22 protein-coding genes and 1 pseudogene are annotated in these 22637 nt (G+C 70.5%); 14 read left to right on the forward strand and 9 right to left on the reverse strand.

The genetic code is table 11. The annotated features are described in order from the left end of the window. The first annotated feature begins 66 nt into the window (after positions 1 to 66). Positions 67 to 1029: a transcriptional regulator TrmB gene (locus tag QFZ26_RS05085; protein ID WP_307039864.1), complete on the forward strand. Its 963-nt coding sequence runs from the start codon at positions 67 to 69 to the stop codon at positions 1027 to 1029. Between the two features lie 13 nt (positions 1030 to 1042). Here QFZ26_RS05085 and QFZ26_RS05090 read toward each other — a convergent pair whose 3' ends face one another. Next, the gene (locus QFZ26_RS05090; protein ID WP_307039866.1) at positions 1043 to 1786 is read right to left on the reverse strand and encodes a nucleoside/nucleotide kinase family protein; all 744 of its coding nucleotides are present in this window, start codon (positions 1784 to 1786) and stop codon (positions 1043 to 1045) included. 11 nt (positions 1787 to 1797) lie between these two features. Further along, on the reverse strand, positions 1798 to 2172 hold the full coding sequence (locus tag QFZ26_RS05095) for a VOC family protein (RefSeq protein ID WP_307039867.1): 375 nt from the start codon (positions 2170 to 2172) through the stop codon (positions 1798 to 1800). 149 nt (positions 2173 to 2321) lie between these two features. On the opposite strand from QFZ26_RS05095, the gene QFZ26_RS05100 reads away from it, so the two are divergent. Continuing rightward, on the forward strand, positions 2322 to 2906 hold the full coding sequence (locus tag QFZ26_RS05100) for a dihydrofolate reductase family protein (protein WP_307039869.1): 585 nt from the start codon (positions 2322 to 2324) through the stop codon (positions 2904 to 2906). Here the strand turns inward: QFZ26_RS05100 and QFZ26_RS05105 are convergent. Both QFZ26_RS05105 and QFZ26_RS05110 read right to left on the reverse strand, forming a co-directional pair. Continuing rightward, a complete protein-coding gene (locus tag QFZ26_RS05105) occupies positions 2903 to 3415 on the reverse strand; it encodes a methylated-DNA--[protein]-cysteine S-methyltransferase (RefSeq protein ID WP_307039870.1) in 513 nt (170 codons plus the stop codon). The two genes, QFZ26_RS05100 and QFZ26_RS05105, sit on opposite strands and share 4 nt — an antisense overlap. 98 nt (positions 3416 to 3513) lie before the next feature. Continuing rightward, positions 3514 to 4224 (reverse strand): hemerythrin domain-containing protein, encoded by a 711-nt coding sequence (locus QFZ26_RS05110; RefSeq protein ID WP_307039872.1) that lies wholly within the window; start codon positions 4222 to 4224, stop codon positions 3514 to 3516. Positions 4225 to 4341: 117 nt separating this feature from the next. On the opposite strand from QFZ26_RS05110, the gene QFZ26_RS05115 reads away from it, so the two are divergent. Genes QFZ26_RS05115 through QFZ26_RS05145 form a run of 7 tightly spaced genes read left to right on the forward strand, consistent with a single transcriptional unit; the run spans position 4342 to position 12103 of the window. Beyond that, a complete protein-coding gene (locus QFZ26_RS05115; protein ID WP_307039874.1) occupies positions 4342 to 4728 on the forward strand; it encodes a hypothetical protein in 387 nt (128 codons plus the stop codon). A gap of 34 nt (positions 4729 to 4762) precedes the next feature. Beyond that, the gene (locus QFZ26_RS05120) at positions 4763 to 5836 is read left to right on the forward strand and encodes a LacI family DNA-binding transcriptional regulator (RefSeq protein WP_307039876.1); all 1074 of its coding nucleotides are present in this window, start codon (positions 4763 to 4765) and stop codon (positions 5834 to 5836) included. A 49-nt stretch (positions 5837 to 5885) separates the two neighbouring features. Further along, positions 5886 to 7166 (forward strand): extracellular solute-binding protein, encoded by a 1281-nt coding sequence (locus tag QFZ26_RS05125; RefSeq protein WP_307039878.1) that lies wholly within the window; start codon positions 5886 to 5888, stop codon positions 7164 to 7166. Between the two features lie 14 nt (positions 7167 to 7180). Continuing rightward, positions 7181 to 8128 (forward strand): carbohydrate ABC transporter permease, encoded by a 948-nt coding sequence (locus QFZ26_RS05130; RefSeq protein ID WP_307039880.1) that lies wholly within the window; start codon positions 7181 to 7183, stop codon positions 8126 to 8128. Then, positions 8125 to 8958, forward strand: coding sequence for a carbohydrate ABC transporter permease (locus QFZ26_RS05135; protein ID WP_307039882.1), 834 nt, complete (start codon positions 8125 to 8127; stop codon positions 8956 to 8958). Before QFZ26_RS05130 ends, QFZ26_RS05135 begins: the two co-directional genes overlap by 4 nt. Position 8959: 1 nt before the next feature. Beyond that, positions 8960 to 10027 (forward strand): glycoside hydrolase family 130 protein, encoded by a 1068-nt coding sequence (locus tag QFZ26_RS05140; protein ID WP_307039884.1) that lies wholly within the window; start codon positions 8960 to 8962, stop codon positions 10025 to 10027. Between the two features lie 36 nt (positions 10028 to 10063). After that, on the forward strand, positions 10064 to 12103 hold the full coding sequence (locus QFZ26_RS05145; protein ID WP_307039885.1) for a hypothetical protein: 2040 nt from the start codon (positions 10064 to 10066) through the stop codon (positions 12101 to 12103). A gap of 24 nt (positions 12104 to 12127) precedes the next feature. Here QFZ26_RS05145 and QFZ26_RS05150 read toward each other — a convergent pair whose 3' ends face one another. Next, positions 12128 to 12520, reverse strand: a complete 393-nt coding sequence (locus tag QFZ26_RS05150) for a DUF1801 domain-containing protein (RefSeq protein ID WP_307039887.1) — start codon at positions 12518 to 12520, stop codon at positions 12128 to 12130. Positions 12521 to 12558: 38 nt separating this feature from the next. On the opposite strand from QFZ26_RS05150, the gene QFZ26_RS05155 reads away from it, so the two are divergent. Beyond that, the gene (locus QFZ26_RS05155; protein ID WP_307039889.1) at positions 12559 to 12846 is read left to right on the forward strand and encodes a hypothetical protein; all 288 of its coding nucleotides are present in this window, start codon (positions 12559 to 12561) and stop codon (positions 12844 to 12846) included. Between the two features lie 17 nt (positions 12847 to 12863). On the opposite strand, the gene QFZ26_RS05160 is transcribed toward QFZ26_RS05155, so the two are convergent. Beyond that, entirely contained in the window at positions 12864 to 14135 is a 1272-nt protein-coding gene (locus QFZ26_RS05160) for a hypothetical protein (protein ID WP_307039890.1), read from the reverse strand. Between the two features lie 353 nt (positions 14136 to 14488). Between QFZ26_RS05160 and QFZ26_RS05165 the strand changes: the two genes are divergently transcribed. Then, positions 14489 to 14692, forward strand: coding sequence for a hypothetical protein (locus tag QFZ26_RS05165; RefSeq protein ID WP_307039892.1), 204 nt, complete (start codon positions 14489 to 14491; stop codon positions 14690 to 14692). Positions 14693 to 14758: 66 nt separating this feature from the next. Here the strand turns inward: QFZ26_RS05165 and QFZ26_RS05170 are convergent, their stop codons facing one another. Beyond that, complete coding sequence (locus QFZ26_RS05170; RefSeq protein ID WP_307039894.1) at positions 14759 to 18550, reverse strand: rhamnogalacturonan lyase family protein; 3792 nt, start codon at positions 18548 to 18550, stop codon at positions 14759 to 14761. 274 nt (positions 18551 to 18824) lie between these two features. Here QFZ26_RS05170 and QFZ26_RS05175 point away from each other — a divergent pair, with 274 nt between their 5' ends. Further along, a complete protein-coding gene (locus tag QFZ26_RS05175) occupies positions 18825 to 20147 on the forward strand; it encodes an NAD(P)/FAD-dependent oxidoreductase (RefSeq protein ID WP_307039896.1) in 1323 nt (440 codons plus the stop codon). Positions 20148 to 20164: 17 nt separating this feature from the next. Here the strand turns inward: QFZ26_RS05175 and QFZ26_RS05180 are convergent, their stop codons facing one another. After that, complete coding sequence (locus tag QFZ26_RS05180; RefSeq protein WP_307039898.1) at positions 20165 to 20383, reverse strand: hypothetical protein; 219 nt, start codon at positions 20381 to 20383, stop codon at positions 20165 to 20167. Positions 20384 to 20555: 172 nt separating this feature from the next. Continuing rightward, positions 20556 to 21356, reverse strand: a pseudogene (locus QFZ26_RS05185) (DUF222 domain-containing protein); the annotation flags it as partial. Between the two features lie 28 nt (positions 21357 to 21384). On the opposite strand from QFZ26_RS05185, the gene QFZ26_RS05190 reads away from it, so the two are divergent. Both QFZ26_RS05190 and QFZ26_RS05195 read left to right on the forward strand, forming a co-directional pair. After that, a complete protein-coding gene (locus QFZ26_RS05190) occupies positions 21385 to 21588 on the forward strand; it encodes a hypothetical protein (protein ID WP_307045160.1) in 204 nt (67 codons plus the stop codon). Positions 21589 to 22175: 587 nt separating this feature from the next. Beyond that, on the forward strand, positions 22176 to 22553 hold the full coding sequence (locus QFZ26_RS05195; RefSeq protein ID WP_307039900.1) for a YciI family protein: 378 nt from the start codon (positions 22176 to 22178) through the stop codon (positions 22551 to 22553). The last annotated feature ends 84 nt before the right edge of the window (positions 22554 to 22637 follow it).

Raw genomic sequence — 22637 nt, forward strand, 5'->3', positions numbered from 1 at the left:
CGTTGTGGCGGAGACATGCCATGACCGCGATCCGCCATGATCGCGTGTGGTCGTCGGGAGGTGCGCATGCTCGAGGCGATCGGACTCGACGACGAACACACGGCCGTCTATCGGGTGGTGCTCTCGACGCCGTCGGCGAGCGTCGACGAGATCGCGACCGCAGTCGGGTTGACGAAGCTGCGCGTACGACAGATCGCCGATCAGCTCGAGCATCTCGGGTTGCTCGCGCACCAGGCATCCGCCCCCGACCGGGTCGTGGCCTCACCGCCCTCGCTCGCACTGCGCCCGATGCTGCTCGAGCGCGAGCGCAGGCTGACCCTCGCACACGAGGCGCTCGTGCAGCTGAGCGAGCTCTACCGCGAGGGAGCGGCGCAGCGCGAAGCGGCCGACGTGGTCGACATGGTGTTCGGCGCCGATGCCGTGCGCCAGCGCTTCCTGCAACTGCAGGCGGCGGCCGTTCGCAAGATCGACGTGTTCATGCTGAGCGACATCGCCGTGCTCGAGCCCGAGGAGAACCCCGAAGAGGCTCGGGCGATCGCTCGGGGGGTGCGGTTCCGGATCGTCGTCGAGACGCCGCTGCTCGAGCGTCCCGGGTTCGTCGCCGACGTCCGCGCGTCGACTCCGCTCGGCGTCGGCGTGCGAGTGCTCCCGACCCTGCCGACGCGGCTGCTCATCACCGACGACGAGCTCGCGCTGCTGCCCATGCGGTCGCACGGCGAAGAGCGCGCCTCGGGCGCGCTGCTCCTGCATCCGAGCGGCCTGCTCGACCTCGTCATCGCGAGCTTCGAGGAGTTCTGGGCGCGGGCCACCGAGTTCGGCGCCGACGACGAGCTGCCGGGTGACCACGACGCGGTCGACCGCGACCTGCTGAAGCTGTTGCTGCTGGGGCTGACGGATGCCGCGGCCGGCGCGCAACTCGGCATCAGCCTCCGCACGGTGCAGCGCCGCGTGTCGGAGCTCATCGAGACGGCGGGCGTCACGACCCGCATCCAGCTCGGGGCTGAAGCCGTGCGTCGCGGCTGGGTGTGAGCCGGTCCTGCGGCTACGCGCCGTCGGCGATGAGCTGCCAGGTGTCGCCCGAGACGACGAGGTCGGCGCGCTCGCGCGTGGGTTCGATGCGCAGGGCGTTCGCGCCGTCGACGTCGGTCGCCCAGGCGCGGGCAGCATCGGGCGAGCGGCCCGACGCGGTGTGACGGCGCACCAGGCGGAGCATCCGCTCGCTCTCGTCGGTGTCGCAGAACCACGCCTCGGCGAGCAGGTCGTGCACGCGCCGCCACGGCTCGAGGTCGCTCAGCAGGTAGTTGCCCTCGACGACCACGATGCGCGTCGACGGCTCGATCGCGATGGCACCCGCGACCGGCTCGTCGAGCTGTCGCTCGAACTCGGGCGCATAGACGGGGTGCTCGGTCTCGCGGAGCACCCGCTCGAGCAGCGCGACGAAGCCACGGCCGTCGAACGTCTCGATCGCGCCCTTGCGCTGGCGCAGGCCGAGCCGGTCGAGGGTCGCGTTCGCGAGATGGAACCCGTCCATCGGCAGGTGCACTGCCGTGGGCTCTGCAGGACGGACGCCGTTGTTCAGCCCGGCGACGAGCGCCCGCGCGAGCGTGGTCTTGCCTGCGCCGGGGCTCCCGGTGATACCGATGAGGATGCGGGGCCCGGCCACGGCGGACGCCGCCGCACCCGGCGCCGCCGCACCCGACGCCTCGGCACCCAGCCGCCGCACCCGGTCGACGAGCCGTTCGAGCGCCGCGACCGCGACCGGCGGCGTGGGAGGCGGTGTCGACATGCGCGCCGGTGCTACCGCTCGGCCCAGACGCCGAGCTCGTTGCCGCTCGGGTCGAGGAAGTGGAAGCGCCGCCCGCCAGGGAACTCGTAGGGCCCGTTGACGACCTGCCCACCGGCGTCGGTCACCGCGGTGACGGTGGCATCGAGGTCGTCGCTGTAGAGCAGCACGAGCGGCCCGCCGCGCGTGACCGCGTCGGTGAGGGCGAGCCCGCCGGCCTCGTCGTCGCCCGCTTCAGCGGCGGTGCGGATGCCCGCGTAGGCATCGCCGTAGGGGGTGAACTGCCAGCCGAATGCCACGCCGTAGAACGCGGTGGCTGCGGCCATGTCGGTGACGGGAATCTCGATGTAGTCGAGGCTCATCGGAATGCGGTGTCGGTGCGATGACATGGCCACACGTTCCCACCACCCGCCGACACTTGTATCGTGGCGGCATGTCGATCGGCCTGTGCGCAGGGATGCCCGCCGTCGAGAATCGGCACGCAGCTTCGACCTCTCTGTGAATGCGACTCCAGGGCCACCGACGAAGGGCACGAACCATGCGCAACATCTCCGTGACGAACAACCTCACGCTCGACGGCGTGATGCAGGCGCCGATGTCCGCCGAGGAGGACACCCGTGGCGGCTTCACGCACGGCGGCTGGGCGCTCGGGGCGAACAGCGATCCCGAGCTCGGTGCCGAGATGGCCAAGGGCATGGCCGGCACGGGCGCCATGCTCTTCGGTCACCGCACCTACGAACACATGGCCGCGTTCTGGCCGCACCAGACCGATGGCAACCCGTTCACCGAGCACCTCGACAACACCGAGAAGTTCGTGGTGACGCGTGACCCGTCGCTCGAGCTCGACTGGCAGAACTCGACGGTCGTCGCCGGCGAGGCGGTCGAGACGATCGCCGAGCTGAAGGCGACGGATGGCGGTGACCTCGCCATCCTCGGCAGCGGCGAGCTCGTGCGGGCGCTCGCCTCCGCGGGCCTCATCGACGAGTACGTGCTGATCATCCACCCGCTCGTGCTCGGCACGGGCCGGCGCATGTTCGAGGGCGTGCACCAGCGGTTGCGGCTCGTCGGCAGCATGACGACCGCCACGGGGATCACCCTCGCGCGATACGTGCCCGCGCGCTAGAACAGGCGCGCCTGCGCCACCACCGGCGCACCCTCGAGCTCGAGCAGGAACCGCTTGCGCTCGAGGCCGCCGGCGTATCCCGTGAGCGATCCGTCGGCGCCGACGACGCGGTGGCACGGCACGAGGATGCTCAGCGGGTTGCGTCCGACCGCGTTGCCGACCCGCCGGGCCAGGTTGCGATCGCCGAGGCGCACGGCGAGCTCGCCGTAGCTCGTCGTCGAGCCGCACGGGATGTCGCGGAGCATCGCCCACACCGCGTGCTGGAACTCGTCGCCGGTGGGCGCCATCGACAGGTCGAACGCGGTGCGCCGGCCATCGAGGTACTCGGCGAGCTGCTCGCCGAGGCGCGTGAAGAGCTCGTCGCCGCGCGCGTCGACCTCGACGCCGATGGTCTCGGCGGCCGGCGGGTGCCAGTGGCCCGGAAAGTAGATGCCGCTCAGCGCCTCGCCGTCGGCGCCGACGAGGAGATCGCCGAGCGCCGTCGGCAGCATCGCATGTCGGCGGGTCATGACTCCATCTTCGCGCCGTTCGGCGAGCGGACGGCCGAATCCGACAGCGGGATTCGGACCTCATCGCCGACGGTCACGAACGGTCCGTCACCGGCGGGTCACGGCCGCACGTCGCCGACGAGCTCGGACCGATTCGCCTCGTACTTGGGCCTTCCGACCAGGCGCCAGATGAGCCGCACGGGTGCGGGCAGGTGCTTGCGCTGCCATGCCTCGCCGCCGTCGGGTTGGGCGGCGAGGATCGCGCCGAGCTGCTGGAACGTCTTGCCCTTCGGGGTCGCCTTGCGCCCGTGCTCGCCGAGCGCGTCGACCTCCTTCGGCGTGAGCGTCACCTCCATGACGGGCACGATCACGTGCTCCTCGTCGGGCAGGTGCATCGCGAGCGCGGCATTGATGCCGCCGAGGGCAGCGGTGACGCCCGCGGCATCCGTCGACCGACCGCTCGCGCGCCACGCCGGCAGCGCCGCGTCGAGCGCACCGAGGTGCACGAGCATCTGGGCGTGCTGCGCCTTCATGCGCTCGACGTGCCCGGTGCATGAGGGCGCGCGGCTCTCGAGGGTCTCCCAGAGCATCGTGTCTTCGCCCTCGTGGTGCGCGTGCAGGCCGGCCGAGAGCAACGCGAGGTGGTCGCCCACGACATCGGCGTGCGCGGTATCACCTTCGGCCACCCCGTCGACGAGTGCCGGACCCTCGCCGAATCCAGCCCGGAACATCCGGTGGATCTCGGCCATGCCGCTCGCGTCGCAGGTCTTCACCGCTCGGGGTTCGCGCGCGGGCTGGTCACCGCTGGCGGGAAGCGCGGTCGCAGGCATAACGGCTCCGATCGGTCGAGTGCGTGGCTGCTCGTGACGTTACGGGCTCACGGATGTCAGGACAAGACCCTTCCGGAGGCACAGCGGATGCCCCGCCAGAGGGGCTATCGTTCGGGCATGACCGATCTGAACTCCGCTGGCGCCCCGGTGTCGGAGGCGACTCGCGCGCAGCTGCTCAACGCCGAGGTGGCGAAGTACGTCAAGCGAGGCTGGACCGTGGAGACGAACGTGGGCGGCCAGGCCGTGCTGTCGAAGAACAAGCGCATCGGGTGGTTCTGGAACCTGATCCTCGTGCTCCTCACGGGCGGCCTCTGGCTGATCTACGTCGTCTACCGGGCCCTGAACCGCAAGAAGCTCACCGCGATCATCAGGTCGACGAGCACGGACGGGTGCGCGCCGCGGGCTGAGCGCGGCAGCGGCTCAGCGCGGCAGCGGGCCGTCCGCACTCGACCCTTGTGGCGGCACCGACACACCGCTATGGTGTCTCTAAACCGGTTTAGTTGAACCGGTTTAGAGACCACCGGCGCAGGAGGCCCTGATGAGCGACGACGCTTCGCAGGCCGCGGCACGCCCGACGATCACCGATGTCGCGCGTCATGCCGGAGTCAGCAAGGGTCTCGTCTCGTTCGCCTTGAACGACCGCCCCGGCGTCAGTGCCGAGACCCGCGATCGCATCCTCGCCTCCGCCGAGGAGCTCGGCTGGACGCCGAGCCTTCGCGCCCGGTCGCTCAGCGTCGACCGCTCCTACGCGCTCGGCCTCGTCATCGGCCGCAGTGTCGACGTGATCGCGGCCGACCCCTTCTTCCATGCCTTCATCGCGGGCGTCGAGAGCGAGTTCTCGGCGGCAGGCCAGGTGCTGGTGCTCACCCGCGCCACGCCGGGACGCGAGGAGGCGGCGACCTACCGCGGGCTCGCCGCCGACAAGCGCGTCGACGGCGTCTTCCTCACCGACCTTCGCTCGGGCGACGACCGCATCGCGCTCGTGCACGAACTGGGGCTCGCCGCCGTGACACTCGGGCACCCCGACGTGGACTCGCCGTTCCCCGCGGTCTCGGTCGACGACGGTCGAGGCATCCGGACCGCCGTCGAGCACCTCGTCGAGCTCGGGCACCGCCGCATCGCGCACGTCGCCGGCCCCTCGAACATGCTGCACGCCAGCCGCCGCGCCGATGCCTTCATCGCCGCCGCCACCGCCGGCGGTGCCGACCCCATCGTCGTCGAGACCGACTTCAGCGCGGTCGACGGCGCCCGCGCCACGCGCGAACTGCTCGCGAAGGGAACCGACCGGCCGACCGCCATCGTCTACTCGAACGATCACATGGCGCTCGCGGGGCTCAGCGTCGCGCAGCGTGCCGGCCTGCGCGTACCGCTCGACCTCTCCATCACAGGCTTCGACAACACGGAGCTCGCGGAGCACACCTTCCCCTCGATCACGAGCGTGGCGACGGATGCCGCCGACTGGGGCGCGCGATCAGCCCGCCTCCTGCTGGCGGCGATCGCGAGGCAACCGGTCGAGGACGTCGATCTCTCCGAGCCACGGCTCGTCGTCCGCGAGTCGACGGCGGCCGCACCAGACGCACCCCACGCACCCCACGCACCAGCCCGCACCTGAACGCGTATCCGCGCGGCACCGACGCCGCACCCCTTGAAAGGAACTGGCCATGCGCAGACGAATGATGATGACCGCAGTCGCAGCGACGGGGCTCCTCGCCCTCACCGCGTGCACCGGTGGAGGCGGTGACGACGGCGGTGAAGAGGGCCGTGGCGATATCACCATCTGGTACTCCAACAACGCGGCCGAGATCGCCTGGGGCGAGCAGATGGTCGAGGCGTGGAACGCCGAGCACCCCGACGAGCAGATCAAGGCGCAGGAGATTCCCGCAGGAGCCTCGAGCGAAGAGGTGATCGGCGCGGCGATCACGGCGGGCAACGCGCCATGCCTCGTCTACAACACCTCGCCGGCTGCGGTGCCGCAGTTCCAGAAGCAGGGCGGACTCGTGAACCTCTCCGAGTTCGACGACGGCGACGGCTACATCACCGAGCGCAGCGGCGACGTCGCCGACCAGTACCGCTCCGCTGACGGCGACTTCTACCAGATGCCGTGGAAGTCGAACCCCGTGATGATCTTCTACAACAAGGCGATGTTCGCCCAGGCGGGCCTCGACCCCGAGAACCCGCCGCTCGCGACGTACGACGAGTTCCTCGAGACGGCGCGCACGCTCGTCTCCTCGGGTGCCTCGCAGTTCGCCATCAACCCCGCGCCCACGAGCGAGTTCTTCCAGAGCTGGTTCGACTTCTACCCGCTCTACGCGGCGCAGTCCGACGGCACGCTGCTCGTCGAAGACGGCGCTGCGACGTTCGACGATGAGAACGGCACGGCCGTCGCCGAGTTCTGGGCGACGCTCTACTCCGAGGGTCTCGCCGGCAAGGAGCAGTACCAGGGCGACGCCTTCGCCGATGGGGTCTCCGCCATGTCCATCGTCGGCCCGTGGGCCATCTCGGTGTACGGCGACGACGTCGACTGGGGCGCCGTCCCGGTGCCCACCCAAGACGGCACGGCGCCTGAGGAGACCTACACGTTCAGCGATGCCAAGAACATCGGCATGTTCACCGCGTGCGAGAACCAGGCCACGGCCTGGGACGTGCTGAAGTTCTCGACGAGCGAGGAGCAGGACGGAGTCTGGCTCGAGGAGACCGGGCAGATGCCGCTGCGGCAGAACCTGACCGACGCGTACGCCGAGTACTTCGAGGCGAACCCGGCCTACCAGCAGTTCGGCGACCAGGCCGCTCGCACCGTCGAGGTGCCGAACGTGCCGAACTCGATCGAGATCTGGCAGACGTTCCGTGACGGCTACTCGAACTCGGTGATCTTCGGCGAGGAGCCGGTTGCGGACTTCCTCACCGACGCCGCCACCGAGATCGACGAACTCGCCCAGGGCTGATCGGGGATCCGATCATGACCACCGTCGCGGCACCGCCGAGCACGACGACGGAACCTGAGGAGACGCCCCCGAGCCGCCGCCGCAAGCGGTGGCTCGGGGAGCATCCGCTCGGCCTGCTGCTCAGCACGCCGTACCTGCTGTTCATCGGGCTGATCTTCGCGTACCCCATCGTCTTCTCCGTGTGGATGTCGTTCCAGGACTACTTCTTCGCCGCTCCGGGCGCCGTGGTCGAGCGGCCGTTCGTCGGCTTCGACAACTACGTCGCCATCGTGCAGGACCCCGCCGTCTGGCGTTCGTTCGGCAACGTCGGCATCTTCCTGCTCATCAACGTGCCGCTGACCGTCGGGCTCTCGCTCCTGCTCGCGACCGCGCTCGACCGGGTCGTGCACGCGCGCACGTTCTTCCGGGTGAGCTACTACGTGCCGTACGTGACCGCCTCGGTCGCGGTCGTCGCGGTCTGGCTCTTCCTGTTCAGCCAGAACGGGCTCGTGAACCAGCTGCTCGGCCCGCTCGAGCCCGAGCCGTCGTGGCTCGTCAACTCGGCCCTCGCGATGCCCACGATCGCGCTGTTCGTCACGTGGAAGGGGCTCGGGTTCTACATCCTGCTCTACCTCGCGGCCCTGCAGAACGTGGGCAAGGAGCTCTACGAGTCGGCGTCGGTCGACGGTGCGGGGGCGGTGCGCAAGTTCTTCTCGGTGACGGTTCCCGGCGTGCGCCCGGCCACGGTGCTCGTGTTCCTGCTCGCCACGATCACGGGCGCGAACCTCTTCACCGAGCCGTACCTCCTTACGGGAGGTGGGGGACCGAACGGCGCGTCGACCTCGCCCGTGCTGCTCATGTACCAGAAGGGCATCGAGCAGGGGAATCCGGATGTCGCGTCAGCGCTCGGCGTCATCCTGATCATCTTCGTGCTGATCATCTCGTGGGTGCAGTACCGCTTCCTGGGAGGTCGGGAGTCATGACGCGCCTCGGCACCATCACGCGCTACGTGCTGCTCGCGCTCGGCGCAGTGGCATTCCTCTTCCCCTTCTACTACATGATCGTCGGCTCGCTGCAGACGGCTCCCGACACGACGTTGGCGGGCGCGTTCCCCGACCCGGCGAACATCACGGGCGAGAACTACGTCAACATCAACGAGCGGGTGAACCTCTTCCAGGGGCTCGCCAACTCGGGGATCTTCACCGGCGGGGTGCTGCTCGGCACGGTGATCTTCGGCACGATCGCGGGCTATGCCCTGTCCGTGCTGAAGTGGCGCGGTCGCGGCGCGACCCTCGTGCTCGTGCTGCTCGTGCAGGTCGTCCCGTTCCAGCTGCTGATGATCCCGCTCTACGTCATGATCGCCCGTGACTACGGACTCTCCGACAGCTACCTGGGCATGATCCTGCCGTTCCTGATCAACTCCACGGCGGTGCTCATCTTCCGCCAGTACTTCCTGCAGCTGCCGAAGGAGCTGTTCGACGCGGCCCGCATCGACGGTGCCGGGGAGTTCCGGATCCTCTGGTCGGTGGCGCTGCCGCTCGTGCGGCCGGCGCTGCTGACCGCGGTGCTGCTCACCTTCATCGGACCGTGGAACGAGTTCCTCTGGCCGTTCCTCATCACGAAGGAGGCGGCACTCCAACCCCTCGCCGTGTCGCTCGCGAACTTCATCTCGAACGTCGCGGCGTCGACCTCCAACCCGTTCGGGGCGATGATGGCCGGCGCGGTCGTCCTCGCCGGCCCGGCGGTTGCCCTGTTCATCATCTTCCAGCGCTATTTCGTCTCGAACGATCTCGGCTCCGGAGTGAAAGGCTGACATGTCCATCACCACCGTTCCCTACACCCTCACCCGCATCGGGGTCGTCATGCGGCCCGACCCCGGCGAACCGAACGAAGCCGAGGGCGTGCTCAATCCGGCGTCGGGCCGCGCGCCCGACGGCACGCTGTACCTGCTGCCCAGGCTCGTCGCCGACGGCAACGTGTCGCGCGTCGGGCTCGCGCGCGTCGAGATCGAGGACGGCGTGCCGGTCGGCGTCGTGCGCGAGGGCGTCGTGCTCGAGCCCGATCGCGGCTGGGAACGCGGCGCCGCCAACGCCGGCGTCGAGGACCCTCGGGTCACCCGCATCGACGCCCTCGACTGCTGGGTCATGACGTATGTCGCCTTCGGTCCGCTCGGGCCGCGCACGGCCATCGCCGTGTCGACCGACCTGCGCGAGTGGCGCCGCCTCGGACCGGCGCTCTTCGCCTACGACGACGCGCTCGACATGGACCTCAACCTGTTCCACAACAAGGACACGACGTTCTTCCCCGAGCCGGTCACCGCGCCCGACGGCACCCCGAGCCTCGCGGTGCTGCACCGTCCGATGTGGAATCTCGGCGAGACGAAGCCGGGCCAGGGCGTGCGAGTGCCCGCGGGCATCACCGACGACCGCCAGTCGATCTGGATCGCGTTCGTTCCGCTCGAAGCGGCGCTCAGCGACATCCGTGCGATCACCCTCTGGCAGCAGTCGCGCATGCTCGCGGGGCCGGAGTTCGCGTACGAGGCGCTGAAGATCGGCGGGGGCCCGCCGCCGCTGCGGGTGCCGGAGGGCTGGCTGCTCATCCACCACGGCGTCACCGGAACGATCGACAGCGCGTTCTCGCAGCAGCAGAACGTCAACTACGCGGCGGGGGCGATGCTGCTCGACGCCGACGACCCCACGATCGTGCTCGCGCGCACCGCCGAGCCGCTGCTCGCACCCGAGACCGAGGAGGAGCGCAGCGGCATCGTGCCGAACGTCGTCTTCCCGACCGCCATCGAGGAGATCGACGGCGAGCACTACGTGTTCTACGGCATGGCCGACTCGCAGATCGGGGTCGCGCGGCTCGATCGCGTGACCGACTGAGTCGACCTCTCCGCCTGACTGAACGAAAGGCACAGAATGAACATCACGGATGCCCGTCGCCCCCGCTCGTGGGCGACGGTCGCGCTCGGCACCGCCGCCGCGCTCGCGCTCACGGGTGCGCTCACGTCGCCGACGGTGGCGACTCCCGCGTCGGCGGCCGAGCCGAACCAGCTCACCAACACCGCGCACCTCGACTTCCTGCTCGACACCGCGACGCCGCCGGACCAGCAGGGGCACACCACCTACCGTCTCGCCGAGGAGCCGGAGCTCGTGCTCCCGTGGACCTATGCCGATGCTCGCCCCGGCGGCACCTTCGAGCGCGTCGGCGGCGGTCCGTTCGACCCCGCCACCGGTGACTGGGGGCAGGGCGCCTACAACGCCGACGACGTCTCACGCGCCGCCGTGGTCTACCTGCGGCACTGGCAGCAGACCGGCGACGACGCGAGCCGCGCGAGCGCCTACGAGCTGCTGCGCTCGCTCGCCTACTTGCAGACCGCCGAGGGCGAGCACGCCGGCAACGTGGTGCTGTGGATGCAGCCCGATGGCGAGCTCAATCCGAGCGCTGAGCCGGTCGAGCTGCCCGACCCGTCGGACTCCGACGCGAGCTACTGGCTCGCCCGCACGATCTGGGCGTTCGGCGAGGGCTACGCAGCCTTCGCCGAGACCGATGCCGAGTTCGCGGCGTTCCTCGGCGAGCGGCTCGGTCTGGCGCGCGAGGCCGTCGATCGCCAGGCGCTCGACCGCTACGGCGAGTTCGAGGTCTCCGATGGCATGCGGGTACCCGCATGGCTCATCGTCGACGGCGCCGACGCGACGGCTGAGGCCGTGCTCGGCCTGTCGGCCTATGTCGAGGCGGCGCCCGGTGACGATGCCGCCCGCACGACGCTCGCTCGGCTCGCCGAAGGGATCGCCGCGATGGGGGCCGGCGACACCGACTCGTGGCCGTACGGCGCCATCCTGCCGTGGGCGCAGTCGCGCTCGATGTGGCATGCCTGGGGCTCGCAGATGCCGGCGGCGCTCGCCGAGGCATCCGTCGCCCTGGGTGATGCGGCACTGCTCGAGCCGGCGATCACCGACTCGAGCGGGTTCACGACGACGCTGCTCACCGCGGGCGGCCCCGACAACGGCTGGTTCCCCACGCCGTCGGATCGGGTGCAGATCGCCTACGGCGCCGACTCGCGCGTGCAGTCGCTGCTGTCGGTGGCGGATGCTTCGGGCAGCACCGGGTTCGCTGAGCTCGCGGCGCTGCAGGCGGCGTGGTTCTTCGGCGCCAACCGCGCCGGCGAGCCGATGTACGACCCCGCGACGGGCGTCACGTTCGACGGCATCCAGCCCGACGGCTCGATCAACCGCAACAGCGGCGCCGAGAGCACGATCCATGGGCTGCTGTCGATGATCGCGCTCGACGCGCATCCCGCTGTGGCGTCGCGTGCGACGACGGTGACGGATGTCGCTGAGCTCGACGGCCTTCGCGTCGTCGAGGCCGAGTCGGCGACGTCGACGACCGGCTCGGTCGAGACGCCCGCGTCGGCGTGGACCGGGGAGTCGCTGTACCGCGGTGACGTGCTCGTGCTCGACCGCGGCGAGGCGGCGACGTTCGACATCGGCACCGACGACGTGGCGCGTTCGATCGAGCCGGTCGCGTGGTTGCCGGAGGACGCCCGAGCGCGTTCGATCTGGAAGAGCGACGGTGGGCCTGTCGGCTCGCTCGACGGACGCGGCGAACCCCAGGGCATCAGCCCCGTGCCGGGCGTGCTGCTGCCGCGCACGCTGCAGTTGCCGGTCGACGGGTCGGCGAGTTCGTTGACGGCGTCGGTGAAGACCGGCACGGTCACGCTCGACGCCCTGCTGGTGCGTCCGGCGATCTCCAGGCTCGTGTTCGACGGCTCGGGTGGCGCGACGGAGCTCGTGCACTCGACCTCGAAGTCACGGCATACGGCTGGGGTCGGATTCGACGGCGCCGCTTCGACCGTGCGGGTCTACGACGACCGGGGCGAGCTCGTGAGCGAGCGCGCCCTCGACGGGCGCGGCGAGGTGCTGCTCCCGCCGGGCGGTTTCGCGGTGATCACGCGATAGCGCGTTCGCCGGCGATCATCGCCGTCACCGTTCGGCCAGCCAGGCCCGGATGACGGCGATGATCGCGTCGCGCTGCCCGGCGAGCTTCGCCCGCTCCGGCAGGGCGAGACTGGCCCGGATGTCGGAGTGCCAGGTGAGCAGCCCGTCGGGGTCGCCCGCGAACGTCGGCGCGGCGCCCCTGTCTTCGGCGCGCTCGGTGCCGAAGTGCAGGATGAGCCGCACCGGCCCCTTGCCCGCCGCGTTGACCGTGAGCCGGTCGACGCCGTCGAGCGTGTAGTCGGGCGAGTTCCACTTGACGATCTCGGTGAGCGACGGCTCGGCCTCGTGCACGAGCACACGCAGGGTCTCGACGTCGGCGCGCCGCTGCGGCTCCTGGGCGGCAAGGAACTCGTCGACACTCGCGAAGCGTTCAGGCATGAGGCGAGGCTACTGCAGCGACCCCGCCCTTGTGCGGCATGCGACCGCAGAGGCTCGTGTCGGGTGAACTGCTCGACCCGGCCATGCAGGCTGAGCGCATGGAGTTCGTGACGAGCGGCGCCCTGCCCTACGGGCTCGGCATCTCGGACTTCAACGGGCTCGTCGGCCACAACGGCCAGATCAGCGGCTACCAGACGCAGGCGACCGTGCGGGCTGCTGATGGCACCGTCATCGTCGTGCTCACGAACGTGACGCAGGCGCCCGACCTGCAGTACCCGGCGACCACGCTGTCAGAGCTGATCTCGCGGGCGATCCCGGCGGAGTAGGCGGGCAGCGGTCAGCGTCAGCCTCCACCGCCGTCGCCTCCGCCACCACCGTCGAAACCGCCCCCACCGAAGCTGCCGTCGCCCTCGAAGCCGCCGACACCACCGTCACCGTAGGCACCGCCATAGCCGCCGCCGTAGCCGAGGTAGCCGCCGCCCCAGCCCTGGTTGTCGGCGATGAGCGGCACGCCGAACCGCGAGTCATCCTTCAGCCACACCGCCCGGCCGCCCACCCGGATCGGTTGCGACAGCTCGCTCGAGAGCACCGCGATGCACGACACGAGTCGATCGGCCGAGAATCCCGCCGGCGAGCGGTACCACGCCGGCGCCGCGCCCGAGCGCGCGGCGACCTCGGCCACGCGCCGAATGGTGGATGCCTCGTCGAACAACACGGCCCACGGGAGCAGCTGCTCGCCGGCGGCGAGGCTCGCAACCCTCGCGCTTGCCACGTCTTCCCGGAATTCGTTCGCCCGCTCGCGGAGCCGGATGCCGGCGCCGTTCAGGGGGATCCAGCGCGGCAGGAGCACACGGAGGCCCAAGGACACCGCGCCGATGACGATCGCGCTCCAGGCGATGCTGTCGGAGGTGCGGTCCCCGAAGCCGAGCGAGATGAACCCCAGGGCGAGGGCGAGTCCGCCGCCGATGGAGGCGGCCCTGAGGCGGCCGGCCGGGCGCCGCTCCCGGTAGGCACCCGCCGCATCGGTGAACGCGACGCTCGTCACCGCGGCGAGTCGCGGGTTCGACATGACGACGCGGTCGACGTCGACCGTCGAGCCGTGCACCGGTCGCGCCGTCTCCCCCACGAGCCCCGGCGAGAGCACCGCACCGACGATGGCGAGTTCCGTGGCACTCCCCTCCGAGCCCGCATCGATCACGAGCGGGTTCGCCGCGACGAACACGAGACGCACGTCCCTGGGGCGCACCGTCGAAGAGTCCTCGAGGTCGCGCCGATCGTGGATCGCGATGACGCCATCGCACGCGAGCTGCATCACGGTCGCCGGCAGCCACCGCGCGGCCGCGGACCCCGACACGAATCCGACGGCCAGAAGACCCGCTGCTCTCGGCTCGGTCACCCCGAAGGTGCCCTCGACGCCGGGTTTCTGCAGCCAGACCACGATCAGCCACCCGACGGCGATCGCGGCGGTCAATGCACCGGCGAGCGCGATGACGGGCAGCAGGGCGGCGCCGAGGCCGACGCCCCCAGCGGATGCCGCGAGCGCCACGGTGCCGACACCGGCCTCCACCAGATCGGCGCTGGCCTGTTGCAGCGCCGCCACGAACGTTGGTCCCATGACCGGAGGCTACCCGCCCGCTCCCCGGAGGACCAGAGCGGCGGTCGGCGCAGACCGCACGGGTTCTCGGGCGGCATTCGGCCGCTGTCCTCGCCAACGTGATGTCCTGATTCCGGTATGCCAGTTCCGCCTCATCGTTGAGGGGGAACTGGCATGCGCCAAAGGAAAGGTCGCACCTGCGTCTGCGAGGGCAGCCGGGTGGAATACGAGGTCAGCCGGGCGGATGCCTCGGCGGCGCGCCGCCGCTGTCAACCCCTTTCCCGGCGACGAGGGCGGACGGAAAGCTGGCAGCACGTGGCCCGCCGAGGCCACATTCCGACTCGACGAAGGCCGATTCGAAGAAGGAGCATCCGATGACCGACTCCACCACGCCCGAGGGCGCCAACCCGCCCATCGACGAGCCCGACCAGGCCGACGAGACGACCCGGCGCGAGGGCCGCACCGACGACCCCACCCGCGACGGCGAAGAGCTGCCCAATTCGACCACCGAGGCTGCCCCGCTCAGCGACTCCACCGACGGCGGCCTCGACGGCGGCGACCCGGGCGTCGAAGAGTAGTCGACGCTGTGAGACGCCGAGGGGCCGGGCGCACACGCCCGGCCCCTCGTGCAGCGACTGGCGCCGCTACTTCACCGTCACCTTCACGGGCTTCGACGCCGTCTCGCCCTTGGCGTTCCCGAAGACCGCGACGAGCGTGTGCTCACCGGGCGCCACACCCGTCAGCTGCACCGAAGCGACCTGCGCGCCCGGCGTTGCCGCGGCCAGCGAGCCCGAGCCGACGACCACTCCGTCGAGCTCGAACCGGTACGAGGTCGCGTTCGTTCCCCACCACAGGTTCGCCGTGGCGGTGAACGAGCCGGCGCCCTTGCGCTGGTCGGTGCTGACGACCGGCTTGCCCGGCGCGGCATCCGTCACCTTGACTGTCGTCGAGGTCGTCGCTGTCGAGCCCTGCGAGTTGATGAGCTCGCCGGTGTAGACGTACGTGCCGTTCGGCTTGCCCGCGAACGTCACGCCCGTGGTCTGCGACATGCCGGCGGTGTCGCCGAGCACGCGCGTCGACACGAGCATGCCGTTCTCGTAGAGGCGGAAGATGCTGCCCGGCGTGCCGTGCCACAGGTTCATCACCACGTCGTAGTTGCCGTCGTGCAGTCCGTACTCCCAGCCGCTCGTGTTCGAGAGCGTGCCGCGACCCGGCTTCGAGGCAGCAGAATCGGCCGGCACGACGAGCAGCGTGCTCGTCGCCTCCGAGGCGAGTCCGGCGTGGTTGGTCGCCGTCACGACGACCGCCACCTCACCAGCCAGCCCGAGCTCGGTCAGGTCGACGGATGCATCGGCCGCGACCTCCTCGCCGCCGAGCGTGACCGACAGGGAACGGATGCCGCTCTCGGGGTCGTCGGCGGTGATCGCGAGCTGCAGCGGAGCGTCGGCGACCACGGTGCCCGAGGGCAGGCCCGCGATGACGGGCGCCGTGGCATCCGCTTCGGGTGCATTCGCGTACGCGATGGACGGCACCGGCGCCTCAGCCATGCCCGCGCCGAGGAAGTACGACGGGTGCGGCGGCTGGTTGTAGGCGGTGTTCTGCCACGCGACGGCCTGCCGGTACTGCGGGTCGTGCATGAGCGTCGGGATGCGGTGCTCGGTGACATCCGTCGTCGTGTAGATGCGCAGCGCATCACCCGTCGCGTGCCGCACGACGAGCTCTTCGCGCCAGTCGCCGAACAGGTCGGCCTGCACCATCGGGTTTCCCTTGGTGCCGTTGTTCGTCAGCATGCCGTCGGCACGCAGCAACGGCACCGCGGTCCCGGTGGACGGGTCCCACTTCGAGATCGTGGGCACGCCCGTCTGCGTGGCATCCGAGAAGTCGTGGTCGGTGATCTCACGCGTGAGGTCGCCGTCCCACCAGGTGACGAAGTTCGCGGCGGGAATCGTCGTGCCGATCACGGTGCCATCGGCAGCGTTCATGGTGCCGACGCGGGAGTTCCATGCGGCATCCCCGCCGACGTTCCAGGCTTCGGCTCCCGGATGCCCCGGGTCGATGTCGGCCGCGACGCCACGACCCGTGTCGCGGCTGCCGGGATTCGACCACAGCACCTCGCCGGTCTCGGCGTCGCGCATCGACGCGATGACGCCGCCGTTGCCGCTCGGGGTCTCGTGCACCGCGTACACCTCGAGGCCCGGGCGGTCGACGACGTGGTCGCTGACGTGCTCGGCGTCACCGTGGCCGAGCCGCGTGTTGTAGAGCGGCGTGCCATCGTCGTCGATCGTCATCGAGCCGAACACGATCTCGTCGAGGCCGTCGCGGTCGACGTCGGCCGTCGTGAGCTGGTGGTTGCCCTGCCCCTCGTAGGCCGAGCCGTAGGCGGGGTCGGCCGAGTCGAAGGTCCAGCGCGGAGTGAGCTGCCCGTCGCGGAAGTCCCACGCCGCGATCACCGTGCGCGTGTAGTAGCCGCGCGAGAAGATCAGGCTCGGGTGCTCGCCGTCGAGGTAGGCCGTGCCGGCGAGGAACCGGTCGACGCGATTGCCGTAGGTGTCGCCCCACGAGCCCACGTTGCCACGCCCGGGCACGTAGTCGACGGTGTCGAGCGCCGCGCCGGTCTGGCCGTCGAACACCGTGAGGTACTCGGGGCCGGTGAGGATGTAGCCCGTCGCGTTGCGGTGGTCGGCGGTGGCGTTGCCGATCGCGTTGCCGACGCCGTCGATCGTGCCGTCGGCGGTCTTGAACGACACCTCGGCGCGTCCGTCACCGTCGAGGTCGTACACCTGGAACTGCGTGTAGTGGGCGCCGGCACGGATGTTGACGCCGAGGTCCATGCGCCACAGCCGCGTGCCGTCGAGCTCGACCGCGTCGAGGTAGACGTTGCCCGTGTAGCCCGACCGCGAGTTGTCCTGCGCGTTCGAGGGGTACCACTGGAAGACGAGCTCGTAGTCGCCGTCGCCGTCGAGGTCGCCGACGCTCGCGTCGCCCGGGTGGTAGGTGTACGCCTGGCCGCTCGGCGTCACGCCGTCGGCGGGCTTGTCGAGCGGCACGTCGAGGAACTGCTCGCTCCACACGCCGAACTCGTCGGTGACGCTCACGTCGCGGTCGGCGATGCGCGCGGTGACGAGGTAGGTGCTGGCCGAGCTGCCGTCGGGGTCGACGAGGTTCGTCGCGCCCGTGATGGGCTCGTCGGTGATCTTCTCGCCGTCGCGGTACACGTCGAACGCGAGGTCGCGGGCGTCGAGGCCGAGCAGGCGCCAGCCGAGGTACACGCCGTCGGCCGTCTGCACGGCGACCGGTGCGCGGTCGAGGTACTCGGCCTGGCGCACGAGCGTCGTCGCGACCGCGGTGGCGTAGGTTCCGGAGGTCGCCGAGGTGCCGCCCGCGTTCAGCGCGACGAGCTGGTAGAGGTACGGCCGCGTCGTGAGCACGTCGGTGTCGGTGAACGTGGGCTCGGTCGTCGTGCCGATCTGCTCGAACGCGAGGTCGGCACGGGTGCTTCGGAACACCTTCCACTGCACCGCATCGCCCGGGTCGGCCCACCTGAGCGTGAGCTCGTTGCGGTCGATCGCGGCGGTCTCGATGCCGGTCGGCGCGGCGGGCGCCGCGACGTCGGGGTCGATGACGGATGCCTCGACGCGCTCGCTCGGCCGCGAGGTGCGGTCGCCCTTCACGGTGGCCACGGCGTACTCGTAGGTCTCGCCGAGGGCGACCGTGTCATCGGTGAACGTCGTGGTCGCGGCATCCGTGATGCGCGCGATCTCGGTCAGCTCGCCGCCGGGCGCCGAGCGGAACACGGCGTAGCCGGTGGCATCCGTCACCGGCTGCCAACCGAGCGTGATGGTCTCGTTCACGGCATCGATGTCGGATGCCTCGAGCCCGGCCGGTGCGGCCAGCGGTGTCTGCACACGCAGGCCGTTGACGCGGCCGTCGCCGCCCGTGACGCGCACGTTCAGTTGCCCGTCGGCCACCTGGATCGCCGGGAAGTACTGCTCGTGCACGACCCCCGTGCTCGTGCGCGGGCCGGCGAACGCCGTGCCCTCGATGTTGAAGCTCGTGGCGTTGCCCGCGATGAGGTCGCCGGCCCACGTGGTGACCTCGTACGCGCCATTCGGCACGTCGACCGCGAACGCCTGCGTGTTGCTGATGGTGAAGTCGCGCTTGAGCAGGTCATCGCCGCCGCGGTCGCGGAAGCCGTTGGACGCGGGCGCGGTCGTGAACCCGTAGCCGCGCGCGGCGTCGTAGGTGGCGCCGGGATTCACTCCGAGCCAGCCGGGGGCGACCGGGGTGGCGGGCCCACCGAAGTCGAAGCTGTAGTCGATCTCGCCTTCGGCGGCCGCAGCCGGCGATGCGGTCAGGGCGGCGCCCGCGACCAGTGCGGCGCCGGTGAGCGCGGCGATGATCGGCCGGGCGCGGCCGTGTCGGACGTTCGGACCCACGTGGATCTCCTTCGATCGTGTGTCGTGCTCGGTGCAGCAGCGTCCGTGCTCGCCGCATCGATGTTCCGAGGTATTGAGGTTCGGGAAAGCGATTTCCCGATGAATCGTCTCAATCCTCACCCACCCGGCGCGATGCGTCAAGAGAGGCCGTAGGGAGCGACTCTCTCGACATCGTGACAATCTCTCTCGACGTCGTGACATCACAGCTGAGCGTGGGCACAACCGGCCGTTCAGATCGGTTAAAGCCAGTGAAGGATCGATTGGAGAGCAGCACATGCGCAGGATCGTGATCGTGGGCGGCGGATACGCCGGTTTCTACACGGCTTGGAAGCTCGAGAAGCGACTCAAGCCGCGTGAAGCCGAGCTGGTGATCATCGACCCCCGGCCGTATATGACCTATCAGCCGTTTCTGCCGGAGGTCGCCGCGGGATCCATCGAGGCTCGCCATGCGGCGATCTCGCTCCGGTCGCACCTCAAGCGCACCCGCATCATCGCCGGCGGCGCGACGATGATCCGGCACGCCGACAAGACCGTGACGGTGCGCCCGGCCGACGGCCCCGACTTCGTGGTCGACTACGACATCATCGTGGTCACCGCCGGCGCAGTCACCCGCGTGCTCCCCATCCCGGGTGCCGAGGAGGTGGCGATCGGCATGAAGCACGTGGAGGAGGCCGTCGCAATCCGCGACCGGCTGCTGACGGCGTTCGACCGAGCCTCGGTGATGGAGCCCGGACCCGACCGCAGTCGTCTGCTCACCTTCGCGTACGTCGGCGGGGGATTCTCGGGTGTCGAGGGCTTCGGCGAGCTGCTCTCGCTCGCGACCTCCCTGCTGAAGCGGTATCCCGAGATCCGGTTCTCGGAGCTCGCGTTCCACCTCGTCGAGGCGAACAGCCGCATCCTGCCGGAGGTGACGGATGCCCCGGGGCGCTGGGTCGTGGAGTCGCTGCGAACCCGTGGCGGGCACGTGCACCTGGACGCGCGGGTCGTCTCGGCCGTCGACGGGCATGTCGTGCTCTCGAACGGTGAGGAGTTCGACGCCAACCTGATCGTCTGGACCGCGGGCAACGCCGCGCATCCCGTGATCGCCAAGCACACCGACCTGCCGACCGACGAGCGTGGCCGGCTCATCGTTCGCGCCGACCTCCGGGTCGGGACGCCAGACGCACCCGTGCTCGACGCATGGGCCGCCGGCGACAACGCCGCCGTCCCCGATCTGGCGCTGCCGACGCCCGGCGCCCTCACCGTGCCGAACGCGCAGCACGCCGTGCGCCAGGGCAAGCGCCTCGCGGCGAACATCGCGGCGACGCTGCACGGCGAACTGCCGCGTGATTACCGGCACCACTCGCTCGGCGTCGTGGCGACGCTCGGCCTCGGCCGTGGCATCTTCCAGTACAAGCGCCTGGTTATCACCGGTCCGCTCGCCTGGCTGATGCACCGCGGGTACCACGTGCTCGCCATCCCGACGTGGGAGCGCAAGATCCGCGTGCTCGTCGTGTGGCTCACCGCGTTCGTGCTCGGCCGCGACATCGTGTCGCTGCTCTCCGTGCAAGACCCCCGCGGCGCGTTCGTGTCGGGTGGCCTTCCCCATGCCCGTTGACCGACGAGCACCAAGCGTCAGTCGCGCGGCGTTCGGTGCCCGCCCCCGGTGTCGAGGTCATCGCCGGCCTCGAGGTCGGGGCCGTCGCTCTCAGTGATGTTCGCCCCCTCGAAGAAGGGATCGACGCCGAGCTCACGTCCGTGCTCGACGCGCAGCCGCGCCTGCTCGTTCGCGTCGTCGGCGAAGTCGCGGTCGTCGGGCAGGTCGCGGTCGTCGCGGCCCGTGGTGTCGCTCATGGTCGTCCTCCTCGGTCGGTGGCGTCAGATTCGGTCGATGCGATCAGGGTAGCTCGCCGGATGCCGCACCGCACCGGGGACGAAGCCGCTGCCGTCGACTGGGCCCAACCGGGCGCGCCACGGTCGCATGCTCCAGCCGTGCGACATCGCCGGTCGTCACGTGGCACTGCGGTCAGGCCGCGGGGTTCTCCGATCGCTCGCGCCGCTCGTGCCGGTCGGCGAGCCGCGTCGGCGACTTCGTGACTGCTCGCCAACCACCACCCGGGTCGAGCCACGCGGGCGGGCGGATCTGCGGCACCCCGCGCAGCATGCGGATGCCCCAACCCGACGTGTCGATCGTGCGGTGATGGAACCAGCACAGCATCACCCCGTTGCCGGGGTCCGTAGGCCCGCCCTCGGCGGCGGGAGCGACGTGGTGGATCTCGCACCAGGCGGCGGGCACGGAGCATCCGGGGATGAGGCATCCGCCGTCGCGAAGCGTGATCGCCCGGCGCTGGTGCGGCGTGAAGCACCGCTCGGGCGAGCCGAGCGCCATGATGCGACCGTCGTCGTCGAAGGTCACCGTCTGGGTGCCGCCGGTGCAGATCATGTGCCGGGCTGCCCGGAGTGAGATGGGAACGTCGACGCCGTCGGCGTGGGCGACGCCGCGGCCCGCTACGAGATCAGCCGCGCGAACGCTGACGAGCACCGTCGGCGCGGCGCGGCCGATGGTCGGGTGCTCGCCCGAGCGCGCGGCCGTGTCGATGGCGGCGGCGAGCACGTCGTGGCGCTGTTGGTCGGCGCTGCGTGTCTCGCCGGAGTCGGCACTGCTCGCCCGTTCCGCCTCGGTCATGAAGCCGGTGCCCGAACGTGGCGAGAGGTGTGCGTCGAAGAGGCGCGTGAGCTTCGCGGCGACCTCGGGCATGAGCTCGCCGGTGAGCGGCACGAGTCCGTCTCGCGCTCGCCCCAGCCGAAGCCCTCGGCGCCGCATCGCGCGCTCGTCGTCGGGTTCGCGGCCGTTCTTGGTCGAGGAAGGTCGACCAGGCCTGGGCCTGAACCCGCAACTCGTCGGCGGTGCAGCGCACCGGCGCGCCGTCGCCCCGCCCGGTCGCCTCGTCGACGAGGGCCTGCTCGGCGGCCGAAAGCGCGAGCGGGTCGGCGACGGTACGGGTGCGGTCGAGTTCGCGGATGATCGTGCCCGCGACATCCGCCCCCAGGTCGCCTGAGGCAAGCGCCGCCGCAACGACCGGGAACACCGCCTCGATGGGCTCACCGCTGAACCCGGAGCGCGCACGGGTGGCGGACCCGAGCGCGATGCGTCGGCGCGCCTCGAACGCCGACGCCTGGGTGACCCGCTCGACCAGTTCGACCGCGGACCGGCACCCCGTGCGGGTCGACAACCGCTGCTCGCCGAGCTCTGCGCGCGACCGCTCGGCCACCTCGCCGGCATAGGCCGCGCGATGCGCGTCGACCACCCGGCCGAGCGCCTCGAGTGCGCCCATCGTCGGGAGCAACTCATCGTCGGAGCATCGGGATGCCGAATCGAACCGAAGCACGTCGGCAAGCATCGAGCGGAGCTGCTCGAGCACATCGACGGGGTGGGTCATAGGTAGATTCTCGCGGCACCGACCGACATCCGACGACGGCGAAAAGGCCCGGTCAGGCTGTGGAAAACCGCGCTCGGAGCCCACCTGTGGAGGACAAGTGCCGCCGCGGCATCCGAGCGAATTCCGTTTCCGTGTCGATCCGAGCCGCACGTGTTCGACGCATGAGTGAAGGCGACACCAACGGCGCCCTGACGAAAGGTAGACCGATGACGCAGTACTTCCTCACCGTGCCCCACGACTCCGCCACCGAGCCGACGATGGCGTCGATGCAGGAGTTCGACCCCGCCGAGCTCGCCGCCGTGCTGGCCGCAGTCGACGAGTTCAACACCGCGCTCAAGGAGTCGGGAGCGTTCCTGTTCGCCGGCGGCCTGAACCCGCCATCGACCGCGAAGACCGTCGACGTCTCGTCGGGCGAGACCCGAGTGCTCGACGAGCCGTTCGTCGAGGCGCCGGCGTACGTCGGCGGATTCTGGGTGATCGAGGCGGCAGACGAAGCCGCGGCCGTCGACTGGGCGACCAAGGCATCGGCGGCGCTGCAGGGCCGCATCGAGGTGCGCGCCCTGCAGGAGGCGCCCCCGGCGTAGCGGCACGCACAGCATGCAGTAGCACGCAGCAGCACGCGCGATGCAACGACGCACGACGCACGACGTGCCGGGGCCGGGCGGCAC

Origin of the sequence: Agromyces ramosus, assembly GCF_030817175.1 — a bacterium.
GTDB lineage: Bacteria > Actinomycetota > Actinomycetes > Actinomycetales > Microbacteriaceae > Agromyces > Agromyces ramosus_A.

Coding starts and splice junctions, on each gene's coding strand:
- QFZ26_RS05145 (WP_307039885.1), top strand. CDS start 10,064: ATGAACATCACGGATGCCCGTCGCCCCCGCTCGTGGGCGACGGTCGCG.
- QFZ26_RS05180 (WP_307039898.1), bottom strand. CDS start 20,383: ATGAGCGACACCACGGGCCGCGACGACCGCGACCTGCCCGACGACCGC.
- QFZ26_RS05195 (WP_307039900.1), top strand. CDS start 22,176: ATGACGCAGTACTTCCTCACCGTGCCCCACGACTCCGCCACCGAGCCG.
- QFZ26_RS05115 (WP_307039874.1), top strand. CDS start 4,342: ATGACCGATCTGAACTCCGCTGGCGCCCCGGTGTCGGAGGCGACTCGC.
- QFZ26_RS05090 (WP_307039866.1), bottom strand. CDS start 1,786: ATGTCGACACCGCCTCCCACGCCGCCGGTCGCGGTCGCGGCGCTCGAA.
- QFZ26_RS05155 (WP_307039889.1), top strand. CDS start 12,559: ATGCGACCGCAGAGGCTCGTGTCGGGTGAACTGCTCGACCCGGCCATG.
- QFZ26_RS05150 (WP_307039887.1), bottom strand. CDS start 12,520: ATGCCTGAACGCTTCGCGAGTGTCGACGAGTTCCTTGCCGCCCAGGAG.
- QFZ26_RS05125 (WP_307039878.1), top strand. CDS start 5,886: ATGCGCAGACGAATGATGATGACCGCAGTCGCAGCGACGGGGCTCCTC.
- QFZ26_RS05165 (WP_307039892.1), top strand. CDS start 14,489: ATGACCGACTCCACCACGCCCGAGGGCGCCAACCCGCCCATCGACGAG.
- QFZ26_RS05160 (WP_307039890.1), bottom strand. CDS start 14,135: ATGGGACCAACGTTCGTGGCGGCGCTGCAACAGGCCAGCGCCGATCTG.
- QFZ26_RS05135 (WP_307039882.1), top strand. CDS start 8,125: ATGACGCGCCTCGGCACCATCACGCGCTACGTGCTGCTCGCGCTCGGC.
- QFZ26_RS05110 (WP_307039872.1), bottom strand. CDS start 4,224: ATGCCTGCGACCGCGCTTCCCGCCAGCGGTGACCAGCCCGCGCGCGAA.
- QFZ26_RS05175 (WP_307039896.1), top strand. CDS start 18,825: ATGCGCAGGATCGTGATCGTGGGCGGCGGATACGCCGGTTTCTACACG.
- QFZ26_RS05120 (WP_307039876.1), top strand. CDS start 4,763: ATGAGCGACGACGCTTCGCAGGCCGCGGCACGCCCGACGATCACCGAT.
- QFZ26_RS05085 (WP_307039864.1), top strand. CDS start 67: ATGCTCGAGGCGATCGGACTCGACGACGAACACACGGCCGTCTATCGG.
- QFZ26_RS05130 (WP_307039880.1), top strand. CDS start 7,181: ATGACCACCGTCGCGGCACCGCCGAGCACGACGACGGAACCTGAGGAG.
- QFZ26_RS05105 (WP_307039870.1), bottom strand. CDS start 3,415: ATGACCCGCCGACATGCGATGCTGCCGACGGCGCTCGGCGATCTCCTC.
- QFZ26_RS05095 (WP_307039867.1), bottom strand. CDS start 2,172: ATGTCATCGCACCGACACCGCATTCCGATGAGCCTCGACTACATCGAG.
- QFZ26_RS05100 (WP_307039869.1), top strand. CDS start 2,322: ATGCGCAACATCTCCGTGACGAACAACCTCACGCTCGACGGCGTGATG.
- QFZ26_RS05140 (WP_307039884.1), top strand. CDS start 8,960: ATGTCCATCACCACCGTTCCCTACACCCTCACCCGCATCGGGGTCGTC.